The organism is Treponema ruminis (assembly GCF_014201975.1).
Lineage (GTDB): Bacteria > Spirochaetota > Spirochaetia > Treponematales > Treponemataceae > Treponema_D > Treponema_D ruminis.
Genome location: NZ_JACHFQ010000006.1, coordinates 104,738 through 120,798, shown reverse-complemented (window position 1 = coordinate 120,798; position 16,061 = coordinate 104,738). Strand labels below are relative to the sequence as shown.

Annotated in this window: 23 protein-coding genes; 8 read left to right on the top strand and 15 right to left on the bottom strand. The window is 41.8% G+C overall.

What is annotated here, in order from left to right; translation table 11 throughout:
- Positions 1 to 19: 19 nt before the first annotated feature.
- From HNP76_RS10185 to HNP76_RS10145, 9 genes are read right to left on the bottom strand one after another with little or no spacing between them, the layout of a single operon-like run.
- Positions 20 to 499 (bottom strand): GNAT family N-acetyltransferase, encoded by a 480-nt coding sequence (locus HNP76_RS10185; RefSeq protein ID WP_184660141.1) that lies wholly within the window; start codon positions 497 to 499, stop codon positions 20 to 22.
- 2 nt (positions 500 to 501) lie between these two features.
- Positions 502 to 975, bottom strand: coding sequence for a GNAT family N-acetyltransferase (locus tag HNP76_RS10180; protein ID WP_184660139.1), 474 nt, complete (start codon positions 973 to 975; stop codon positions 502 to 504).
- A 13-nt stretch (positions 976 to 988) separates the two neighbouring features.
- On the bottom strand, positions 989 to 1,345 hold the full coding sequence (locus tag HNP76_RS10175) for a tautomerase family protein (RefSeq protein WP_184660137.1): 357 nt from the start codon (positions 1,343 to 1,345) through the stop codon (positions 989 to 991).
- Between the two features lie 3 nt (positions 1,346 to 1,348).
- Positions 1,349 to 1,822, bottom strand: a complete 474-nt coding sequence (locus HNP76_RS10170; RefSeq protein ID WP_184660136.1) for a GNAT family N-acetyltransferase — start codon at positions 1,820 to 1,822, stop codon at positions 1,349 to 1,351.
- A gap of 11 nt (positions 1,823 to 1,833) precedes the next feature.
- Positions 1,834 to 2,274: a GNAT family N-acetyltransferase gene (locus HNP76_RS10165; protein ID WP_184660134.1), complete on the bottom strand. Its 441-nt coding sequence runs from the start codon at positions 2,272 to 2,274 to the stop codon at positions 1,834 to 1,836.
- Complete coding sequence (locus HNP76_RS10160; RefSeq protein ID WP_184660132.1) at positions 2,258 to 2,785, bottom strand: GNAT family N-acetyltransferase; 528 nt, start codon at positions 2,783 to 2,785, stop codon at positions 2,258 to 2,260. Before HNP76_RS10160 ends, HNP76_RS10165 begins: the two co-directional genes overlap by 17 nt.
- 30 nt (positions 2,786 to 2,815) lie before the next feature.
- Positions 2,816 to 3,391, bottom strand: a complete 576-nt coding sequence (locus tag HNP76_RS10155) for a transglutaminase-like domain-containing protein (protein WP_184660130.1) — start codon at positions 3,389 to 3,391, stop codon at positions 2,816 to 2,818.
- 14 nt (positions 3,392 to 3,405) lie between these two features.
- The gene (locus HNP76_RS10150) at positions 3,406 to 4,425 is read right to left on the bottom strand and encodes a DUF3795 domain-containing protein (protein WP_246462732.1); all 1,020 of its coding nucleotides are present in this window, start codon (positions 4,423 to 4,425) and stop codon (positions 3,406 to 3,408) included.
- Between the two features lie 51 nt (positions 4,426 to 4,476).
- Positions 4,477 to 5,181, bottom strand: a complete 705-nt coding sequence (locus HNP76_RS10145; RefSeq protein ID WP_184660126.1) for an MBL fold metallo-hydrolase — start codon at positions 5,179 to 5,181, stop codon at positions 4,477 to 4,479.
- 127 nt (positions 5,182 to 5,308) lie between these two features.
- Here HNP76_RS10145 and HNP76_RS10140 point away from each other — a divergent pair, with 127 nt between their 5' ends.
- Positions 5,309 to 5,869, top strand: a complete 561-nt coding sequence (locus HNP76_RS10140) for a DNA glycosylase AlkZ-like family protein (RefSeq protein ID WP_184660123.1) — start codon at positions 5,309 to 5,311, stop codon at positions 5,867 to 5,869.
- Positions 5,870 to 6,207: 338 nt separating this feature from the next.
- Here HNP76_RS10140 and HNP76_RS10135 read toward each other — a convergent pair whose 3' ends face one another.
- Positions 6,208 to 6,999, bottom strand: coding sequence for a MerR family transcriptional regulator (locus HNP76_RS10135; protein ID WP_184660121.1), 792 nt, complete (start codon positions 6,997 to 6,999; stop codon positions 6,208 to 6,210).
- Between the two features lie 187 nt (positions 7,000 to 7,186).
- On the opposite strand from HNP76_RS10135, the gene HNP76_RS10130 reads away from it, so the two are divergent.
- The 4 genes from HNP76_RS10130 to HNP76_RS10115 all read left to right on the top strand — a co-directional run bounded on the left by HNP76_RS10130 (position 7,187) and on the right by HNP76_RS10115 (position 10,130).
- Positions 7,187 to 8,146 carry a GNAT family N-acetyltransferase gene (locus HNP76_RS10130; RefSeq protein WP_184660119.1) on the top strand — a complete coding sequence of 320 codons (960 nt, stop codon included), beginning with the start codon at positions 7,187 to 7,189 and terminating at the stop codon, positions 8,144 to 8,146.
- A 148-nt stretch (positions 8,147 to 8,294) separates the two neighbouring features.
- A complete protein-coding gene (locus HNP76_RS10125) occupies positions 8,295 to 8,741 on the top strand; it encodes a transposase (protein WP_184660117.1) in 447 nt (148 codons plus the stop codon).
- Between the two features lie 48 nt (positions 8,742 to 8,789).
- Entirely contained in the window at positions 8,790 to 9,788 is a 999-nt protein-coding gene (locus HNP76_RS10120; RefSeq protein ID WP_184660115.1) for a 2-hydroxyacid dehydrogenase, read from the top strand.
- A 72-nt stretch (positions 9,789 to 9,860) separates the two neighbouring features.
- On the top strand, positions 9,861 to 10,130 hold the full coding sequence (locus tag HNP76_RS10115; protein WP_184660114.1) for a DUF7724 family protein: 270 nt from the start codon (positions 9,861 to 9,863) through the stop codon (positions 10,128 to 10,130).
- A gap of 99 nt (positions 10,131 to 10,229) precedes the next feature.
- Here HNP76_RS10115 and HNP76_RS10110 read toward each other — a convergent pair whose 3' ends face one another.
- Positions 10,230 to 10,511, bottom strand: a complete 282-nt coding sequence (locus tag HNP76_RS10110) for an alpha/beta fold hydrolase (RefSeq protein WP_184660112.1) — start codon at positions 10,509 to 10,511, stop codon at positions 10,230 to 10,232.
- Between the two features lie 809 nt (positions 10,512 to 11,320).
- Between HNP76_RS10110 and HNP76_RS10105 the strand changes: the two genes are divergently transcribed.
- The 3 genes from HNP76_RS10105 (at position 11,321) to HNP76_RS10095 (ending at position 13,743) form a co-directional block, all read left to right on the top strand.
- Positions 11,321 to 11,530 carry a glutamyl-tRNA amidotransferase gene (locus tag HNP76_RS10105; protein WP_184660110.1) on the top strand — a complete coding sequence of 70 codons (210 nt, stop codon included), beginning with the start codon at positions 11,321 to 11,323 and terminating at the stop codon, positions 11,528 to 11,530.
- A 230-nt stretch (positions 11,531 to 11,760) separates the two neighbouring features.
- On the top strand, positions 11,761 to 11,985 hold the full coding sequence (locus HNP76_RS10100; RefSeq protein ID WP_184660108.1) for a hypothetical protein: 225 nt from the start codon (positions 11,761 to 11,763) through the stop codon (positions 11,983 to 11,985).
- A gap of 414 nt (positions 11,986 to 12,399) precedes the next feature.
- Complete coding sequence (locus tag HNP76_RS10095; protein ID WP_184660105.1) at positions 12,400 to 13,743, top strand: MATE family efflux transporter; 1,344 nt, start codon at positions 12,400 to 12,402, stop codon at positions 13,741 to 13,743.
- 97 nt (positions 13,744 to 13,840) lie between these two features.
- Here the strand turns inward: HNP76_RS10095 and HNP76_RS10090 are convergent, their stop codons facing one another.
- The 4 genes from HNP76_RS10090 to HNP76_RS14260 all read right to left on the bottom strand — a co-directional run bounded on the left by HNP76_RS10090 (position 13,841) and on the right by HNP76_RS14260 (position 15,767).
- The gene (locus tag HNP76_RS10090; RefSeq protein ID WP_184660103.1) at positions 13,841 to 14,386 is read right to left on the bottom strand and encodes a GNAT family N-acetyltransferase; all 546 of its coding nucleotides are present in this window, start codon (positions 14,384 to 14,386) and stop codon (positions 13,841 to 13,843) included.
- 20 nt (positions 14,387 to 14,406) lie between these two features.
- On the bottom strand, positions 14,407 to 14,667 hold the full coding sequence (locus HNP76_RS10085) for a CatA-like O-acetyltransferase (protein ID WP_184660101.1): 261 nt from the start codon (positions 14,665 to 14,667) through the stop codon (positions 14,407 to 14,409).
- A 415-nt stretch (positions 14,668 to 15,082) separates the two neighbouring features.
- Entirely contained in the window at positions 15,083 to 15,544 is a 462-nt protein-coding gene (locus HNP76_RS10080) for a GNAT family N-acetyltransferase (RefSeq protein WP_184660099.1), read from the bottom strand.
- 94 nt (positions 15,545 to 15,638) lie between these two features.
- A complete protein-coding gene (locus HNP76_RS14260; protein WP_260309219.1) occupies positions 15,639 to 15,767 on the bottom strand; it encodes a hypothetical protein in 129 nt (42 codons plus the stop codon).
- Between the last annotated feature and the right edge of the window lie 294 nt (positions 15,768 to 16,061).

Here is a 16,061-nt window from a genome sequence, read left to right as displayed (position 1 = left end):
AGTAAAAACATCCGCCTTATCAGTCCCAATTAAAATTTTTTTTCATGCAAAGCGAGTCGTCCATGGAAACATAAGGCCCGTAATTCTTTATGATTTCAAATCCGAGCTTTTTATACACATGGCAGGATTCTTGCAGCAATTCGCCGGTCTCAAGGATTATATTCTTAAAACCAAGCTCCTTTGCCCAGTTAATCAACTCCTGAACGAGCCTTGTTCCGATTCCATGCCCCTGAAATTTTTCTCGCACAAAGATTCTTTTGAGTTCTACGGCATTTTCTATATCATCGTAAGTATATTCTCGCAAAGCTCCCGCCCCCGCAACTTCATCGCCCGAATAAACGACAACAGCTTCTTTTATATCATCAAGCAGATTGTATTGGTGATATTGCTTACGCTCGACAACCCTTCCAAGCCGCCTGTCTAAATCCAAATCCAAAAGGTAGCAATTTTCTATAAAATCACTATCGTTGCCGGAACATCTTTTCATTCGACAGTTCATTTTTATTTCTCGCTGCCAAGAGTTTTTAGAGTATCGCCTGCGATGCGGTACACTGTCCAGTCCTTCATTGGCTCTGCTCCGAGCGAAAGATAAAAATCAATGCTTGGCTTGTTCCAGTCCAGGCACCACCATTCAAGGCGGCCACATCCTCGCTCAACGGCAATTTTTGCAAGCGTCTGAATCAAAGCCTTTCCGTATCCCTTTCCGCGGTATTCCGGTTTTACGTACAAATCTTCAAGATAAATGCCGGCACGCCCCAAAAACGTAGAGAAATTATGAAAGAACAAGGCAAAGCCCACTTCTTTTCCATCTTCAAGCGCAAAAATCACTTCGGCCTTCTGCTTTTCAAAAATCCATTCCTTCAAAGTCGCCTCGTCAGCCACAACTTCGGAAAGCATTTTTTCATACGATGCAAGTTCTTTTATAAACTGAAGGATAAGAGCCGTGTCCTTTTCTGTCACAAATCTGTATTCCATAGAATTTATCTCCTTATTTCCTGGCCTTGCCGCCGATTCCCCAGTTTATGTCAGGCTGCTCAATAATCTGAATGAAAATATCCGCAGGAGCAACGCCGAGTTTTCCGACATTTTGGCAAATTTCGCGGTAAACGGCTTCTTTCTGCTCGTCCGTACGGCCGGGGAAAAGATGAAGCTCGATTATCATGAAATTTTCGCTCTTAAAATCAGGAAAGACAAAATCTTCTTTGGAAAACTTGTAAACCCGATGAAAGAAATCCCTGTCCTCGATTTTGAGCGCGCTAACAAGACCTTCGTGCACGACCTTGTTCAATTCTTTGATTCTCTCGCTTGTCCAACTGTCACGAACGCTGATCTTTACTAATGGCATAGGTTACTCCTTTGATTGAGGAATATACTTCATAGGCGTAAAGCGGATTCCGTCGATTGTTTTTTCTTCATCCGTTGCCACAAAGCCAACAGCCTTGTAAAAAGGCAATCCATACGGAGAAGAATTGAGCGTGACCGACTCGCCCTTGTATTCGTTCAGTACATGGCGAATCAAGCGGCTTCCTAGCCCCCGCCTGTGATAGCTTCCGTCCACAAACATAAAGCAGATGTGGCGTTTTTCTACCCTTATGGTGCAGAGTGCGACAAGTTTGCTTCCATCAAAAGTTCCGTAATAGTCAAGGCCGCTTAAATATACAGGGTCGTTAAGGCTTTTTCGGAATGACTCGGTTCCTTCGGCAGAATAATCCGGCGATTCGTATTCGCAAAAAACCTTCCAAGCAAGAGAATGTGCTTCTGGAATCTCTGTTTTAGTAAGTTTTCGTATGCAAAATGATGATTCTGAATTGTCACCTTTCATTTTATTACCCTCTATTCGTAAAAATAAGTATAAAAATCATACTCACCTGTTTTCCAGCTATTTTTTTCGTAAAAGGCTTTTGCCCTACTGTTGCTTTTTTCCGTAACTAGAATAAAGCCTTTAGCCTTATCAGCAAAATAATTTTTAACAAAGGCCATAAGCTCTTGTCCAATTCCCAGATTTCTGTAATTCTCATCAACGAAGAAATCATTCAGAATCCACTGAGCTTTTAACGAGACAGTTGAATAAGACGGATACAATTGAATAAAGCCGGCAATTTTTTTATTCCGATTCTCGTAGATGAAAATTTTTGACTGATTATTCGTCATCCGCATTTCTATAAAATCATGAACTTCTTTTTCAGTTTGATTTTCAACTTCATAAAATGCCCTGTAATTCATCACGACTTTCACAATTCTGTTTATATCCGAAAATTCAGCTTCTCTTACCATAACACACCCCATTATATATTTCTTCCGTACCCAATACTTTTATTCCATTATCGGATCTCTTTTTTACATTTTTCCTCATATAAACAAAGGAAAGACCTGACTTGCCCTGTTCTTCTTTGAAGATTCTGTAGCCAGCCTTTTGATAAAGCTGAATGTTCGGAAGACTTTTTGTGCAGGTAAAAAGCTCGTAAACTTCGTTAGAAAACAATTTTTCTACTTCAAGAAGAAGTTTAGTTCCCAGCCCACGCTTACGGTATGACTGCAAGACCATAAGCCTTCCGATCTCAACACATTCCAAAGTTTTTTTGCAGCGAACGGACGCGATGATTTTATTGCCATCTGTGATTTTAAGAACTTTCCAGTTTGGAAAGTCACCTTCCGCATCTGAAAGGGTTTCGAGCAAAGGCGGAATATCGTGGGTTCCAACCAGCTCGGCTTCTGATTCAAAAGCCACACGCTGAAGTTCAAATAGTTCTTTTATGTCTGATTCTGTTGCAAAGGTACATTCCATTTTTATTACCTCATCCTATTCAATGTCGTTTCACCATTCCGCGCGAACTTCAAGAATGTTGCCGCTCGTATTTAGAATTTCTTTAAGCCGCGCGTCCAAATCAGTGTGGTTGTCGCGGTAATCCTTTTCGCCAAAGTCTGACCGTGCTGGAAAGGCAAGGAATTCTTTTTCGAGGCTGAACTGAGCGTTTACCCCGGCCTTGTTTCCGCGTGCGTCAAGGCGAATCCATTTTTTGAGCGGGCTGATGTAAACCGTGTTCATCGCGTGGATTATGTAGCCGTCGCTTGCGTCATCGGCGCGTGTCAGATACTGGTAGCTTATTCCGCTAGGTATTTTATTTGCGCGAAGCAGGGCTGCGAGCAGGCAGGATTTTGTCCAGCAGATGCCGGTTCCGTTTTTGAGCACGTCGCTTGCCTTTTTTGAGACCACGGTGAGCCTTGCGTCCCAGCTGTGGGGAATCTCGTCGCGCACAAATCTGTATGCCCTTTGGATGTAGTCCACCTCATCAGAAGAAGCGGCTTTCAGTTCGTCCGCTTTCTGCACAATCAGCGGATTTGAAAAATCAATGCAGTCCGTTTCCCTTAAGAATTCAGATAAATCTTCCATTAAGCTTTTTCTCCCTACCTGATCTCTTCAAGAATCCTCAGGCCGTCTTCGATTTCCTCGCCAAGGACTTCCTGAATTTTCTGGAAATCCTTTTTCTTGTGGAGAGTTTCGAGGACTTTCAGCAATTCCTTTTTGCCGTGTTTTTGTATGAAAAGAGCCATCGCCCTTATGGCGTTTGTATCTTTGCCCAATGAGTAAAAGCCTTTTTTGCAATCATAAAGCTCGTCGCATTCATAGCAGCCGTCAAGGCCTTTTTCTTTGCAGCAGGCTGTGTTGGGGCATACACCGTCTGGGGAACAGGTCGCGAACGAACAGGTGTTGTAAATTGTCCTGCAAGAACCGCACCAGGCCGTAAGAAAACAGTGATTGCAGGAAAGCCCGCAGCAGGCAATCTGGTCTACGCCTTTTTTTGCCTCCTGACACAACTTGTTTTTGATTCGCCGCATTGCTTCCACGTGCATAATCCAGTGGCGGGAAAATGGCATCTGTATCAAGCCTTTTACATTTTTACCGCACCAGAAATCAATCAGCCAGGAAGCAGAATCGCTGTCACTGACGCACTTGCCTGCAATAAGTCTTTCTTTGTCCGCGCACGAAAACTTCCGCTTTAAGTCTGAAAATCGCAGGCTCTTCAAAAGCTCATTTGTGGAATCCATCACCGCCTTGCAATAGTCATAAAGGGCTTTTACGTTGAGCTTTTTTGAAAACTCAACCATCACCTCACCATAAAGCTCATTTCCTGTCGTGATAAGCGGGCTCTTTATTTTCTCCTGCCAGTCCTCTTCAAAAATCTGACTGTCATGCAAAATCAGCGTATGACAAACAATATCTTCAATACGAAAAAGATGCCAGAGCGACCATGCAAGAGTGGCGTTATGATTTGACTCACCGTCTCCAAAAGGCAGCTGATAAAAAGCCACTGGAGGAAAAGTCTTTATAATAGAAGAAATCTGCTCAAACAAGTTGCCGCGTAATTCAAGAAGAAGATTTATGCCTTCAGAGAAGGTCGATTCCTTAGAAATGAGAGTTTGCATTTTTTTATTTTTTTCTGACCATTCTTTATCCATCTTTATTTTCCTCCGCTTTTATGCGACATCCTCAGGATTGCACAGGAATCCGGCGTAGTCAAATTTGTAGAAAGTGACGTTGTTTCCGAAGATGCTTACCTTCGTTGCGCGGGCAAGGGCTTTCCCATCCTTGATTTCCTGCGCTCCTTCAATCAGCTTTGAAATCAAATCCTTCTGTACCGGGAAGGAACCGTGCATGGGATAAATCTGGTCGTATAAACTGTCGAACTGAGCAAGATGCCTGAGACTTTTGATATACTGGTCCAGATTCCGCCTTTCTCCGTACATAAAAATATGGCTGTTCTGGACTGAATCCCCGCTTATTAAAACCCGGTATTTTTTGTCGAGGATTGCGATGCTTCCAGGAGTGTGACCCGGCATGTCGATAATCATAAGCTCCCTTTCGCCCAGATCGATGACATCACCTTCATGAACCGGGAGGATTTTGCCCGTTCCCTTGTGCGCGCGATAGTTTTTTTCTTCTTTCGGACTCATATAAAATTCTTTGAAGGCTCCGTTCCCCGAAATATGGTCAGGATCTGCATGAGTATTTATCAGAATGAGCGGAAGGGATGTAATGCTTTCCGCAAGATTTTTTGCCTCCGGATAGTTCATTCCCGTATCAATCAAAGCCGCCTTCTGGCTTCCGCAAAGCAAATAGAACCTGACAGAACCGTCCTCAATGCGCCATGTGTTTTCATCAATCTTAATACAATTTTTCATATCATTGTAATACGCTAAAACTCACACAATTGGAATACATTTCCGACAAGATGCATGGTTTTGCCGATGAAATGCAGTCCTTCCCATATTGCCCTGCTCTATTATTTGGAATAATGTTTTAAAAGCGATGAAAATTATTACAAACGAAGATGCAAGAAACTTTCTCATCAATTATCAGAATCTGAACGGTGATGAAAAACTACAGGGCTATGACGGCGCGAAAGAATACTTAAACAAAGTGCGCTGTGTGCAGTTTGACCCTCTGAATGTTGTCGGAAGAAATCCTGATTTGGTGCTGCAGTCGCGTGTTACAAATTACAAGCCGGAAATTCTTGCTGATCTGCTTTACAAAGAGCGCTGCCTGATTGATGAAATAAAGGCCTTCATTCGTGAAAACGGTCCTCTTCCTGCAAACAAAATTAATATCGGCGGAAATGCCAGACCCGGCAGATGGGGGCACAAAAAGCTTTCAAGTGCAGCGCTTGATTATCTTTACAACAATGGCGAACTTGGAATCAGCTGCAAGCGGAAGACTCACAAAATCTATGATTTAAGCGAAAGGCTCTTTCCAAAAGAGATTCTTACGGCAGGAGATTCTTTTTCAAGCGAACATGATTTTTATAAGTGGTACATAAAACGCAGGATTGCAGCCATCGGTCTTTTATGGAATAAGAACGGCGGTGCCTGACTCGGTCATTTTCTCGCAGACCAGAAGCTTAGGACTGAAATTATCGGGGAACTGGTTGATGAAGGAGAGCTGCTTTCCGTTCAGGTTGAAGGCTCAGTTGAATCTTAAAATCGCATCCTGAGCAACCGGAAAGTTTTGAGAGGCGATTTTCCCGCGCCAGATATTAATCCGCTCTTTTTGCGTGTATGCCCGGCAGCGCAGGCTAGGAAAGAAAATCTGCGTGATTACGGAATGCATCTTCCTTTTTCAGATAAGATGCATATTTGTACAGATGAAATACAGTCGGCAAAAAGTAAAAAACTATAACCCGTCTGCCTTATGACAGACGGGAACTTTCATTACTCTATCGGAAGCTGAATTTCTGTAAGCCAGTCGTCAACAGAATCCTTATTCCAGATTCCGTCGATGTAACATTCGCGGCTGAAACCTGCGATTTTATAACCGTTTTCTTCGGCATATTTCATAATGAAAGCGTATGCTTCGCCAATTTGGTCGTAAGCTCCTTTATGGAAAATGCTTAAGACTTTTACGGCAGGAAGTTTTTTGAACTTGATATTCTCGCTCTCCTGTCCAAAGTCGGTAACGGCTTCCACATGGCGGATAAGAACGTTGTTTTCCCGATATTCGCCATCCGGGTATTCACAGAATTCGTAAGGCGGTTCCGCACATTTAAGGTTTGGATTGAGCTTTTTGAATTCTTCGCCAATTGCAGGAATTACATGCATCATATCTGAATATTTTGCGAGTCTTTTTTCCGCAATGTAGACAATCTGCTCCGGGATATTTTTTACTGTAACCTGATACTTCATAGTAGTTTTCTCCAAAATATGTTTGATGATTGAAAGACGGACGTCAATTTCTTTCTGCTGAACTTGGAGTTGCAGGGCTTTTTCTTCAAGGATTTTGCGCGCATTATTTCCTTTAAAAATTGCCTTGATTTCTTCAATCGACAAGTCAAGCTGGCGGTAAGATTTGATTTTTGCCGCCCGCCTCAGCTGGTCTGTCGTGTAAAAGCGGTATCCCGTCCATTCGTCAACGGAAGCAGGAATCAGAAGGCCTTCCTTTTCGTAGAATCTGAGTGCCTTTACAGTCATCTGACACAGCTTTGAAAACTCACCGATTTTCAGCATAAGATTTCGTCCTCCAACTAATATGAAGTCTAAGTTATCCCCTAAGGGGAGAGTCAAGAAAGATTCTAAACTATTTTGAGAATTTTTTTGTGCATTTCATCGCTCAATCCATGCATCTTGTCTGAAATGGATTTTTTTTCATAGAGAAATGTCATAAAATGACTTCATCTAACTAATGAGGAAAAAAATGATAATTCGAGACTTTGAACCAAAACATGCAGAGGAAGCGACAGAAATTGCCCTTGGAGCATACAATCATGAGAGGGCTTTTACACAGGAGCTTCCAGAAATATCAAGCATTCCAATGATGAAATATTTATCTGAAAATGGTTTTGGTGTTGCAGCATTTGAAGGCGAAAAAATGGTCGGCTTTCTTTGCAGTGTGGAACCATTTGAAAATGCCTTTCGTTCCACTGATGCGAGAGGTGTTTTTTCCCCAATGGGCGCGAATGGCACAGTTAAGGAAAACCACGGCAAGATTTATGCGGCAATGTATCAGGCGGCTGCAAAAAAGTGGGTAAAAGCCGGAGCTGTATCACATGCCATTTGTTTGTATGAACACGACGAGGAAGCAAAACAGCAGCTTTTTCGCTATGGATTTGGCATGAGGTGCTTAGATGCCATTCGTCCGATGGAAGCAATCGATTGCGCCACATGCAACGGATATGAGTTTTTGGAATTGCCCAAGGAAGATTATGCATCTGTTTATCCGTTGAATCTGGCACTTAATGAGCATTACTGCTCCACCCCATTTTTTGTGAATCGAAAAGCTAATACACAGGAAGAGTTTTTGGATTTTACGAGAAGAGAAAATGTACGTTACTTTGCAGCGAAGACAGGCGGAGAATTATGCGCCTATATGGAAGTGTCAGAAGAGGGTGAAACCTTAGCTGCATCAGGAGAAATTTATCGTCATATCACAGGTGCATATTGTATTCCAGAACACAGGGGCAAGGGTGTATACCAAAACCTGCTGAATTATGTTATCAATACCCTGAAAACAGAGGGATATACCAGACTCGGCGTAGATTTTGAAAGCATCAATCCAGCAGGAAGCGGCTTTTGGCTTAAGTATTTCCATGCCTATACCAACAGCCTTGTTCGCAGGATAGATGAGCGGATTATACAGAGAATTTCTCTGATATAATCTCATAGAATTTAAGACAGTTGGGAGAAGCGGGATGCATATTGTCAAAGCGGAAGAAAATCAGGTAGAAAAAAAGGAGTAAGAACGAATTGAAGAAAGCGTAAAGATAATTGAAAAACAGCTGGTTGAACTGACAAAAGACGATGAGATGGTAAATCGGCTTCTGACAATCCGTGGATGTGGAAAAATCACAGCATGGACAATCAGGGCCTACACAGAAGACATTTCTAGATTTGCGACAGCAAAGAAATATGCTGCTTTCTGTGGACTTGTTCCCTGGGTACAGGATTCGAATGAGACCATTCATCATGGAAAGATTACAAAACGCGGACCTCAGGAACTGAGAACTTGTTTTGTGCAGTTAGTGTTGGGAATTCGTCGCTGCAAAGATACTTCAGACTGGAGAATGATGCAGCGTTATGAATATATGAAAACAAATAAAGGCAGTGGTAAATCAATTGTCGCTGCTGCAAGAAAGATGGCAGAAATCGTTTGGGCAATGCTCAGCGACAAAAAAGATTTTGATGCACAAAAGATGATTGGAAAATACAAACCAATGTCTCTTGCAGAAGAAACTTTAACTGCCATGAATTAAGTATTTTAAAAAGTCGACTTGTTCGTTGACTTTTTATGGGAGACAAAAATGAAAATTGCTTTTTTTGACACTCGTTCTTACGACAAGGCTTCATTCACAAAGGCAAATGTGGATGGTGGATTCAATTACGAAATAGATTTTCGTGACTATAAGTTGAATGAAAATACAGCAACCACAGCCGCAGGTTTTGATGTAGTTTGTGTTTTTGTAAATGATGTCGTGAATGCAGATGTTATTGCTGAACTTAAACGTGTAGGCGTAAAGCTGATTGCCCTGCGATGTGCCGGTTTTAATAATGTTGATTTGAAGGCGGCCGCAGCAGCTGGAATTAAAGTTGTGCGTGTTCCGGCTTATTCCCCGTATGCGGTTGCGGAACATGGAGCGGCCCTGCTCATGTCGCTTACCCGTCATATTCCGCAGGCTTATCTTAGAACAAAAACTGCGAACTTTAATATAGAAGGACTTACGGGCCGCGACCTTCACGGCCTTACAGCAGGTATTCTTGGTACCGGAAAAATCGGCCAGATAATGGCAGGTATCTTGAAAGGCTTTGGAATGAAGATTATCGCCTACGATCCGTACCCGAACGAAAAGTGGGCAAGCGAGACTGGCGCACAGTACGTGAGCAAGGAAGAAATCTTCCGCCAGAGCGATGTTTTGAGTCTGCATTGTCCGCTTACCGAAGAAACAAAGCACATTGTAAATCACGACACAATGAAAATGATGAAGCAGGATGCAGTGATTATCAACACAGGCCGCGGTGCTCTTATAGATTCAAAGGCCCTTGTTCACGCCCTCAAGCACGGTCACATCGGCGGAATCGGCATGGACGTTTACGAAGAGGAAAGCAAATACTTCTTCAGCGACTGGTCTACAGATATTATGACTGATGATACCCTGGCCCGTCTGCTTACCTTCCCGAATGTTATTATCACCGGTCACCAGGCCTTCCTTACAACAAATGCACTTAAGAATCTGGCAGATACAACGCTGGAAAATGTTAAGGCTTTTGCCAGCGGGGAAGAGCTGGTGAATGAGGTGAAATAAAACTTATCAGGCCATTTTGCCATCGTCGGCAAAATGGTTGAAATTCATAGCGATTGAATTATAATAATCTTAATGGATACTGCGATTTTAAGTAGTTTTGATAAATATACAACCTTCTCATTTGGCGGAAAGACCCTGACCTTTCGTACTTGTAACGGATTAGAAAGATATACAAAAATCCTGTTATGGGATTCTGGTTATATAGAGGTTATGGCAAAATATAAACATAAAGATGAAGAAATCGAAGAATATATAGACCTTATTCCAGTGTTAGAAGTTTTATATATGGATAAAGAAAAATTCCTTGCACCTATCAAAGAGGTAAAAATCGAATATGCCTGAAAAAGAACTTCAAAAAACAATAAAGGTGTTCGCAAATTCCAAAAGGACTTCACAGTCTCGAGCACCTCTATTTCATTTATACACCGAAGCTTACTGACATCACTGATTCAAAGTCCATTCGTCAAGGAACTTCATCTGTTCTTCTGTATGAAACCAGTGTTCACCGTTTTCCATAACGGTAAGCCGGGCATTATGCTTTTTTGCAAAATTGCTCATAGATTCAAATGAAGTAAGATTGTCGTTACTGCCGTAAAGAATTTTTGTAGGAACATTCCAGCTAAGAGGATGCTCGCGGACGTAGCACAGATAATCCCATGACAAATCCTCGCCAAAGCTGGTTGGAATTCTACATGCGTTGCATTTCCAAACGGAATACCTCATGGATTTATAACAGGACTTACACATGCAATGAAAGAATGTAACAACGGAATCGGATTTGAGCCGGACGAGAATTATGAAAAATGGTTCGGCACCCAAACTAAATAATATGCAGATTAGACTAAACGACCTTCCGTTTTCGGAAGGTGATACAACATAAATCAACATACCACCTCCGTGAGCATCGTTAGATGCGAACAAATCCGCTTGTAAACAACATCTTACAGCTTAATCTCATATCCCATATCTTTGAACACGGCGAGAAGTTCTTTTTTGCTTTTGCCAATTTTCAATTCCTTACAGTCCATTATACCACGACTTCCACAGAATTTGCACTCACCTACACCACATGTCAAATCCCTGCTTAGTTTCACATGCAAAACCTGTAAAGAATCGCCCCTGTAATACTGTAAGGTTTCGCTCATGAAAGCTGTAAGGATTCATACCTGCGATACTGTAAGGATTCGCACACGAAACCTGTAAAGATTCATAGTGTAAACCTCGCAAGAAACATGGCTCAATTTTTTAAAGGATTGCGACAAAATGCTTTACGGAATACCGGATAAAACCTGTAAGGAATCATGGCAAAATGTTGTAAGCAGGCATAACCAAAAGCTTTAAGTAACTGCGGGTAAAAGCTACAAGCTTCCGGCGGCAAAAGCATACAGAAGTTGACTGTCAAAAATATAAAATAAATGACTTTCTATATATCCTGTGCTATACTTAACTAAACGACCTTCCGTTTTCGGAAGGTGATACAACCCCAAAGCAAGCGATGAATTTCTATAACAAACACATGGGGAAAAAATGATATGACTTGTATAGACGACTGCACTTTTTGTAAAAATAGCACTCCTGATAAAATGATTGACGGCTGGATTCCAACATGCAAAGCATTCCCAAATGGAAAATCTCACGGTTTTGCAACAGGACTTGCCCATGAAATGAAAGAATGTAACAACGGAATCGGATTTGAGCCGGACGAGAATTATGAAAAATGGTTCGGCACCCAAACTAAATAATATGCAGATTAGAAATACAGCCCCGTAAATCGCGGGGCTTTTTACTAAACGACCTTCCGTTTTCGGAAGGTGATACAACCAATATTTCTTGCCCCTCAGACTAATACGGTGTATTCTGAAAGTGTGTTTGATGATGTTCGCAAAACTTACACAAAGTATTTCAAAACTGATAATCTTGATTTTAATGATAACATCATAGATTGCTGTCTGAACCGAAAGGAGGCTAGAAAATGACAAAAGAAGAAGCTCTTGAACTTGCAAAAATAGATGTCTCCAAAATTATCCATGATGAAAAAGAAGAATGCAATGATTGCGTTGTATTCGGCACATACAATAACGAACAAATTGATATGTATGATAACGGTGATAGTTTTGTTGTAGGGCTGGGGAGCGGCCGAAAAAACTATAGAATTGATAAAGGCACTCGTAAGATTGAGCAAAAAATCAGAAAGTAAAACAAAATAACAACTCGTTATTAACGAGTATTTCATCGCTCAATCCATGCATCTTGTCTGAAATGGATTTTTCTTCGTGTAGAAATGGCATAAACAAATGGCCAGTGAAGATACCCCAACCTGGAATGGGCGGACAAATGCTTTTTACAAAAAATTAGGCTATCAGCTCATAAAGGTTGAGGATGGCTTTAACTTTTATCGGAAAAGAAAAGATGGCTGACGGCTGCATGCGGGAGACGCCCGCATTAACAGCGCGAGGGATTGTACCGTTGCCGGATTACACCTGTGGCATGATGGATTCAACTCGTTCTTGATTCCTGCTGGTTTCACTGCATTTCATCTGCAAAAATATGTATCTTGTCAAAAATACATTCTCAATCCGATTTTTCTTTTGTAAAATTGCCATACTTTGTTATGAAAAACCAGATAAACATGACTGAGGGCGCAATTTTCCCAAAGCTGGTGAAATTTTCCGTTCCTCTGATTCTCAGTTCTATTCTCCAGCTTCTGTTTACTGCAGCGGATATTGTCGTCTTGGGGCGTTACGCTGGCGATAATTCTTTGGCTGCTGTCGGGTCCACAAGCTCCATGGTTAATTTGCTGGTCAATTTCTTTATTAGGGCAAGTGTGGGGTGTAGTGTTGTGGCTGCAAATTCTTTGGGGGCGGGCAATAAAGAGGAACTTAACCGCTCGATTCATACAACGATGGTTCTGAGCGTGATTGCAGGACTCATTCTCACTGTGGTTGGAATCAGCCTTTCTCGTCGGATTTTGATTTTGATGGACTCCCCTGAGGATGTGCTTCCGCTCTCGGCTCTTTATCTCAAAATTTATTTCAGCGGAATCACGGCGACTATTATCTATAATTTCGGTGCGGCTATGCTCAAGGCGAAGGGTGATGCCAAGCGGCCTTTGTACATCTTGCTCGTAGCGGGTATAATCAATGTGATTCTCAATTTGATTTTCGTAGTTTTCTTTAAGATGGATGTTGCAGGCGTCGCCTTTGCAACTGTTCTGGGGCAGACTTTTGCGGCTTTTTGCATTGTCTGGATCTTGCTGCACGAAGATGAAGAATTTCGTCTTGATTTGCGCAAATTCCGGCTCGACCTGCCGATTCTCAAGCGGATCATAAAGATTGGAATCCCTGCGGGCTTACAAAGTATGCTTTTCAACTTCTCGAATGTAATGATTCAGTCAGCGGTAAATTCTTTTGGTTCGGTAATGGTAGCTGGAACTTCTGCGGCTCAGAGCATTGAGGAATTTGTTGGCATTTCAATGGGAAGTTTGGGCTATGCAACCCTCACTTTTGCAGGGCAGAATATGGGCGCTCAAAAATTCCAGAGAATCAAGAGACTTGTCGTAATTAGTGAGGCGAGCGTTGTTGTCGTGGGACTCGTGCTTGGATTGGGGGCTTTGGCTTTTGGTAGAACACTTTTGGGAATCTATTCTGAGAATCCGGCGGTCATCGATGCGGGAATGTTAAGCCTCTCGGTGATTCTTGTTACTTGCTTCATGTCCGGCATGATGGACACGATGACAGCTGCGATGCGCGGTATCGGGCATTCTGTCCTTCCTATGGTCATTACGTTGATTGGAGCTTGCGTTTTTCGCGTCGTCTACCTCACGACATTCTTCCAGATTCCCCGCTTTCACACGTATCAGTGCATTTTCTATTCTTATCCGCTGAGCTGGGGGCTTACGTTCGCATTTTTGACCGTGAGCTTCGTGCTGATTATGCGAAAGATAGAAAGAAGGTAGGTTCCAGGCTCACTGCCAAAAGAAATGAGTTTGAGAATGTACATTCTTAAAGATGAGATCTTTCTGAATTCCATTATTAATTCTCTTTTTGTCGTTTTTAATTCAGAGTCTGACATTCAATAGTCTTCATCATTTCGCAAAATCCGTTGCGCTCGTAAAAACGCATGCCGTCTACATTGCCCGGAAAAACCTGAGTGCGGATAAAATCTGCGCCGTGGGCTTTGCCGTATGCCTTGGCTTCTTTTACAAGCCGGGTGCCGATTCCGCCGTTTCGTTTGTTGGGACTAACACATAAATCCTGCATATAAACTGTAGTCTGAGGCTTGAGGCAGCTGACTTTTTTCTGAGGGATAATCATTACATGAACAAAGCCTGTGACCTGGCCGTTGTCGTCGGCAACAAGAATATCCTGGGTTGGGCTGTCAAAAATGTTTTGGAAAAAATCATCCGTTCTGCTACCGATTACAAAATGCTCCGGCTGGTAACGTACGCCGTCTTTTTCGAGTTCAAGATAAAGCTCGCGCAGGGCAGGTATGTCTTTTGGCCTTGCGGTTCTGATTATAATTTTTAAAGCCTGCTTTTCGATGAAGTCTTTATTTAAACCATCGCATCTTTGATATTTGATTTCGCTCATTTTTCCCATCTATCCTTCTCTTCCAATTATTAAAACCACATTTCTGGTTTGCTCAGTAAATATTGAAAATGGTAAGAATTTCCGTTCACCACATTATTCATTATTTTTGAAAGCAAAAAAAGATAACAGGCAGAAAACTTCACACCTTTAATTTTTGCAAGATCGTAAGTTTTAGTAATATCTAAATCAAGGCAAGTATTAAAGCCCGTCGGCATTACTTTTGTATAAAAATTAAAGTTCCCGGCATACTTCCAGGAATCCATATCATATTCAGTAAAAAAAGAGTTCATTTGTTACCTCACGTAAAAATACAACATACTGCTTCAAAAAATAGTTTTATGAACGTTCACAATATAACAATAACGCAGTCTTCTACTCAAAGCTACCTACTCTTCGTAGATTACAAATTCTACACAGGAAAGTGCAGACATAGTCTGGAACTGAAAGGACATCTGCGCTTTCCTCTACATGTGCCTTATCCTGTTCACACTCTCTACAATTATTTCGGGTTCCGTTAAATGAATATAATGAGAACCCTTTTTGGCATGAATCCATAGTGATCTTTTCGAATACCCCAGATAATCTTTCATGATTTCCTTCCATAATTCTTCAATTTTTACTTTTATCTGCTCCGGATCCCTCAAGCCTTTTTGCTGCATCCGAAAGGATTCTTGCGTTTCCGTCCCAGTAGCCATCAGACCAAAGTTATTTTAAAGACATCACATAGATCTGACAGGGATTTGCTTCATCCCAAAGGAGCGGAAATACCTCTAACTCTTTGAAACCACAGCTAATGTAAAAGAGATTCGTTCTGTCATAATCCTCATATATTCCCATCTTCACAGTCTTGACCTGCATGAACTCATATCCTTGTAATCTGGCAGTTTCTATTGCCTTTTCTACCAGCCGCCTGCCAACACCGCTCCTGTGATGCTCCATTAAAACACCCATAACAGCCAGTTCAACTGTAGACTTCCCTGTTTCTTTTAAACAGAGGAATCCTATAGGTCCCTCCGTTCCCTTAGCTGCAAAGAATGTCCAACCGGCACTTCCGGAAATGTATTCTTCCCTGCTCTCTTCTATACCAAACCAATCAGTAAGAGCCTCAAGTATTTCTCTTGCAATAGCCTGCTTTTCATTAGAATCCGTAATCTCAACAATCAACATTCTCTCTCCTATTCACCACTTTGTATCTGTGTTTCGTCTGGATAATCCCAGAAACCGCCTGTATGGAAGTTTTCATTACCCAAAGGTTTTGCAGTCAGTAGGTACATTTATATACATCACCGATTTCTTCACCATTACGACAATACCTTTCTGTATGATCTCCATGCAAAAAGCCCGTTACTTCTACGGTAAATTCATATTCTTCGTCATACCACTTTTTCATATTCCCCCCTATTATTGGTCAGTTATATTAAAAGATTATGATCTCTACAAACTTGAATTTTCATGATAGCTGTTATGGCATCACTAATTTTTCTCGTAGAAAACAATATCCATACGTTCGTTAATATGCTCTACCTCACCAGTGCGCTTGTATCCCATTTTCTCATACAGATAAAGATTACCTTTTTCCTGCAAAATAGTATCCAGGCACCAATGATCTGCTCCGTAGATTCGTTCCAGCTCCGCTATCGCCTTTTGCGCATATAGTCTGCATATCATCTCTATTTGCTTTTAT

Bases quoted from the DNA above. Each gene is read 5' to 3' on its own strand.
- HNP76_RS10120 (WP_184660115.1), top strand. From the start codon at position 8,790: ATGAAAATTGCTTTTTTTGACACTCGTTCTTACGACAAGGCTTCATTC.
- HNP76_RS10180 (WP_184660139.1), bottom strand. From the start codon at position 975: ATGGAATACAGATTTGTGACAGAAAAGGACACGGCTCTTATCCTTCAG.
- HNP76_RS10085 (WP_184660101.1), bottom strand. From the start codon at position 14,667: ATGAACTCTTTTTTTACTGAATATGATATGGATTCCTGGAAGTATGCC.
- HNP76_RS10090 (WP_184660103.1), bottom strand. From the start codon at position 14,386: ATGGGAAAAATGAGCGAAATCAAATATCAAAGATGCGATGGTTTAAAT.
- HNP76_RS10140 (WP_184660123.1), top strand. From the start codon at position 5,309: ATGAAAATTATTACAAACGAAGATGCAAGAAACTTTCTCATCAATTAT.
- HNP76_RS10135 (WP_184660121.1), bottom strand. From the start codon at position 6,999: ATGCTGAAAATCGGTGAGTTTTCAAAGCTGTGTCAGATGACTGTAAAG.
- HNP76_RS14260 (WP_260309219.1), bottom strand. From the start codon at position 15,767: ATGAAAAAGTGGTATGACGAAGAATATGAATTTACCGTAGAAGTAACG.
- HNP76_RS10160 (WP_184660132.1), bottom strand. From the start codon at position 2,785: ATGGAATGTACCTTTGCAACAGAATCAGACATAAAAGAACTATTTGAA.
- HNP76_RS10110 (WP_184660112.1), bottom strand. From the start codon at position 10,511: ATGAGGTATTCCGTTTGGAAATGCAACGCATGTAGAATTCCAACCAGC.
- HNP76_RS10150 (WP_246462732.1), bottom strand. From the start codon at position 4,425: ATGCAAACTCTCATTTCTAAGGAATCGACCTTCTCTGAAGGCATAAAT.
- HNP76_RS10080 (WP_184660099.1), bottom strand. From the start codon at position 15,544: ATGTTGATTGTTGAGATTACGGATTCTAATGAAAAGCAGGCTATTGCA.
- HNP76_RS10115 (WP_184660114.1), top strand. From the start codon at position 9,861: ATGGATACTGCGATTTTAAGTAGTTTTGATAAATATACAACCTTCTCA.
- HNP76_RS10185 (WP_184660141.1), bottom strand. From the start codon at position 499: ATGAACTGTCGAATGAAAAGATGTTCCGGCAACGATAGTGATTTTATA.
- HNP76_RS10100 (WP_184660108.1), top strand. From the start codon at position 11,761: ATGACAAAAGAAGAAGCTCTTGAACTTGCAAAAATAGATGTCTCCAAA.
- HNP76_RS10155 (WP_184660130.1), bottom strand. From the start codon at position 3,391: ATGGAAGATTTATCTGAATTCTTAAGGGAAACGGACTGCATTGATTTT.
- HNP76_RS10130 (WP_184660119.1), top strand. From the start codon at position 7,187: ATGATAATTCGAGACTTTGAACCAAAACATGCAGAGGAAGCGACAGAA.
- HNP76_RS10170 (WP_184660136.1), bottom strand. From the start codon at position 1,822: ATGAAAGGTGACAATTCAGAATCATCATTTTGCATACGAAAACTTACT.
- HNP76_RS10125 (WP_184660117.1), top strand. From the start codon at position 8,295: ATGGTAAATCGGCTTCTGACAATCCGTGGATGTGGAAAAATCACAGCA.
- HNP76_RS10105 (WP_184660110.1), top strand. From the start codon at position 11,321: ATGACTTGTATAGACGACTGCACTTTTTGTAAAAATAGCACTCCTGAT.
- HNP76_RS10165 (WP_184660134.1), bottom strand. From the start codon at position 2,274: ATGGTAAGAGAAGCTGAATTTTCGGATATAAACAGAATTGTGAAAGTC.
- HNP76_RS10175 (WP_184660137.1), bottom strand. From the start codon at position 1,345: ATGCCATTAGTAAAGATCAGCGTTCGTGACAGTTGGACAAGCGAGAGA.
- HNP76_RS10095 (WP_184660105.1), top strand. From the start codon at position 12,400: ATGAAAAACCAGATAAACATGACTGAGGGCGCAATTTTCCCAAAGCTG.
- HNP76_RS10145 (WP_184660126.1), bottom strand. From the start codon at position 5,181: ATGAAAAATTGTATTAAGATTGATGAAAACACATGGCGCATTGAGGAC.